At 72.2% G+C, this 3,359-nt stretch carries 3 protein-coding genes and 1 pseudogene; 2 read left to right on the top strand and 2 right to left on the bottom strand.

The window, feature by feature from the left end:
- Positions 1 to 266: pseudogene (locus AB8Z36_RS32920) on the top strand (Na+/H+ antiporter); the annotation flags it as partial.
- 28 nt (positions 267 to 294) lie between these two features.
- Here AB8Z36_RS32920 and AB8Z36_RS32915 read toward each other — a convergent pair.
- Positions 295 to 1,401, bottom strand: coding sequence for a mechanosensitive ion channel family protein (locus AB8Z36_RS32915; RefSeq protein WP_369217052.1), 1,107 nt, complete (start codon positions 1,399 to 1,401; stop codon positions 295 to 297).
- 71 nt (positions 1,402 to 1,472) lie between these two features.
- Here AB8Z36_RS32915 and AB8Z36_RS32910 point away from each other — a divergent pair, with 71 nt between their 5' ends.
- A complete protein-coding gene (locus AB8Z36_RS32910) occupies positions 1,473 to 2,042 on the top strand; it encodes a dienelactone hydrolase family protein (protein ID WP_369217051.1) in 570 nt (189 codons plus the stop codon).
- Positions 2,043 to 2,079: 37 nt separating this feature from the next.
- Here AB8Z36_RS32910 and AB8Z36_RS32905 read toward each other — a convergent pair.
- Positions 2,080 to 3,359 (bottom strand): alkaline phosphatase D family protein (locus AB8Z36_RS32905; protein WP_369217050.1); only part of this gene is annotated, 1,280 nt, incomplete at its 5' end.

The following is a 3,359-nucleotide window of genomic DNA, read 5'->3' as shown; positions in this document are numbered from 1 at the left end:
TGGCGACCCTGGTCGCCCAGGGGCTCACGCTGCCCCTCCGGGTGCAGAAGCTCGGGGTGCGTGCCGACGGGGACGTCGAGCGGCAGATCGAGCGGGATCTGGCGCTGCGTGCCGCCAAGGCCGCCAAGCGCCGCCTCAAGGAGACCCAGCGGGAGATGATGTCGGCCGCCCGCCACGAGGTCCTCTCCGCGCGCAGCGAGCCCGGCGCCGACCCGGAGGTCGTCGACCGGGTGCTGCACCACCTGGACGTGCGCAGCCTGCGCTGAGGCAAGGCCTCGTGGCGGGTGGCGGGGATCAGCCCCGGCCGGTGCGCGGCGCGCCCTTGTAGAGGCGCGGGCCGTGGCCGTTCGCCGACGGCTCCGTGTCCGGTGCGGGCTCCGCGAAGGCGGTGGTGACCCGGGGCAGCGCGTAGGGGTGGTGCGTGGTCAGCCACTGGATGAGCTGCTCGCGGACCGTGACCCGTACCGTCCAGATGTCGTCGGCGTCCTTCGCGGTGACCAGGGCGCGGACCTGCATCGTGGTCGGTGTGGTGTCGGTCACCGCGAGGCCCCAGTCGCGGCCGTCCCAGGCCCCGCAGTCCCGCAGGATGTCCCTGAGCTTCTCGCGCATCTGGTGGACCGGAGCCGAGTGGTCCAGGTGGAAGAAGACCGTTCCGGTCATCTGCGCGCCGCCGCGCGACCAGTTCTCGAACGGTTTCGACGTGAAGTACGAGACGGGCATCGTGATCCGGCGCTCGTCCCAGGTGCGGACGGCGAGGAAGGTGAGGGTGATCTCCTCGACGGTGCCCCACTCGCCGTCCACCACGACCGTGTCCCCTATGCGCACCATGTCGCCGAAGGCGATCTGGAGGCCCGCGAAGAGGTTGCCGAGGGTGGACTGGGCCGCGACACCGGCGACGATGCCGATGATGCCCGCGGAGGCGAGGAGCGAGGTGCCCGCCGCCTTCATCGCGGGGAAGGTCAGCAGCATCGCGCCGACGGCCACGGTGCCGACGATGGCGGAGACCACCCGCTGGATGAGCGTGACCTGGGTGCGCACCCGGCGGACCCGGGCGGGGTCGCGGTGGGCCGCCGCGTAACGGGCGTACGAGGACTCCACGACCGCGGCGGAGATACGTATCACCAGCCAGGCCGCTGAGCCGATGAGGACGAGCGAGAGGAACTGGCCGACCGCCGCCGAGTTCGCGGCGGTGAGGTCGGCCCGGTCGTAGGAACCGCGGAGCAGCGCGGCGCAGAGGGTGAGGTGGAGGGGGATGCGGCAGCGGCGCAGCAGTCCCCAGAGCGGTGTTTCGTGGTGCCGTTCGTCGGCTCGGCGCAACAGCACGTCGGCCAGCCAGCCGACGACCACCGTGAGCACGACCGAGCCGCCGATCACGATCAACGGACGCAGTACGTTCTCCATGCCTCCGAGGGTAGGGGTACCGCTCCCGTGCCCCGGCGGGCAGGTACCGCATCGGATGGCACGATGGCCCCATGAACATCATGCTCTTCCACTCGACGTACGGCCTGCGGCCCGCGGTGCACGCCGCCGCCGACCGGCTGCGTGCCGCGGGACACGAGGTGTGGACCCCCGACCTCTTCGAGGGCCGCACGTTCGACGACGTCGAGTCCGGAAGGGCCTTCAGCGACCGGATCGGCAAGGACGAACTCCTGAAGCGGGCGATCCTCGCCGCCGCGCCCTACTCCGAGCGCCGCCTGGTGTACGCGGGCTTCTCCCTCGGCGCCGCGACCGCGCAGACGCTCGCCCTGGGCGACGCCAGGGCGCGCGGCCTGCTCCTGCTGCACGGCACCTCCGACATCGCGGAGAACGCGTCGGTGGACGAGCTGCCGGTGCAGCTCCACGTGGCGGAGCCCGACCCGTTCGAGACGGACGACTGGCTGAGCGCCTGGTACCTGCGGATGGGCCGGGCCGGGGCCGACGTGGAGGTCTACCGCTACGCCGGCGCCGGGCACCTCTACACCGACCCCGGCCTGGACGACTACGACGCCCAGGCCGCGGAGGCGACGTGGCGCACGGCACTCGGCTTCCTGGAGACGCTCTGATCCCCGTCGGACGCTCTGATCCCCGTCGGGTGGCGGGTCAGCGCACGGGGGCGTCCGCCCGCTCGACCTTCTGGGTGCCGCTGAGCGTGCGGTAGGAGCGCAGCCAGGACGAGGTCGCGTCGGGGTCGGTGCGGTCGGAGAGGGCGTAGTAGTCCATCTGCGAGCGCTCGGCGGTGACGTCGAGGACGCCGTAGCCGTGCGAGTCCATGTCCAGCCACTTCACATGGCGGTTGGCCGCCTTGATGGCGCCCACGGCCGCCAGCGAGACGGTGTGCGGGGCGACGTGCAGCAGGTCGTCGACGTTGTCGGAGGTCACCGAGGTGACCACGAACTCCGTGGCGACCGAGGGCGACAGGGGGTACGTGGCGGCCTTCACCGGCACGTTGTTCGCCCACGCCATGTGGATGTCGCCGGTCAGGAAGACGGTGTCGCGGATGCCGTTGTCGCGCAGGTGGGCGATGAGCTCCTTGCGGTCGTCCGTGTAGCCGTCCCACTGGTCGGCGTTGACGGCGATGCCCTCCTTGGGCAGGCCGAGCAGCTCCGCGAGGGGCTGGAGGAGATGGGCGGGGAGGGCGCCGAAGGCGACCGGCGAGATCATCACCGAGGTGCCGACCAGCTTCCAGACGGCGTCCGACGAGGCGAGGCCCGCCTTCAGCCAGTCGAGCTGGGCGCGGCCGGTGATCGTGCGCTCCGGGTCGTCGACCTTGCCGCTGCCGGTGCCCGCCTGCTCGGAGCGGAAGGACCGCAGGTCGAGCAGGTGCAGATCGGCGAGCCTGCCGTAGCGGACGCGGCGGTAGACGGTGCCCTCGGTGGAGGGGCGCACGGGCATCCACTCGAAGTAGGCCTGCTTGGCCGCCGCCATGCGCCGCGCCCAGGGGCCCTCGGTCTCCGGTGAGTGGTTCACACCACCGCCCGACCAGGCGTTGTCGGCGAACTCGTGGTCGTCCCACATGGCGATGACCGGGTGCGCGGCGTGCATCGCCAGGGCGTCGGGGTCGGTCTTGTGGACGCCGTGCCGGGTGCGGTAGTCGGCGAGCGTGATGATCTCGTGCTTCGGCTCGTGCTGCCGGACGACGTTCTCGGCGGAGGGGTACTCGCCGCTCCTGTACTCGTAGATGTAGTCCCCGAGGTGCAGGACCGCGTCGAGGTCGGCGCGGGCCGCGAGGTGGCGGTAGGCGGAGAAGTGGCCGGACTCCCAGTTGGCGCAGGAGACCACGCCGAAGCGGACGCCCGGGGCGGCGGCGTCGGCGCGGCGGCCGCCTCCTGGTACGGCGGCGGGACGGCCCCGGGCCCCGGCGTCCCGCCGCCGTACCAGGA

It is taken from the genome of Streptomyces flavofungini, assembly GCF_041028215.1.
GTDB classification, from domain to species: Bacteria; Actinomycetota; Actinomycetes; order Streptomycetales; family Streptomycetaceae; genus Streptomyces; species Streptomyces flavofungini_B.
Note: the sequence above shows the minus strand (reverse complement) of the source record. Positions and strands in the feature narration are given on the sequence as shown.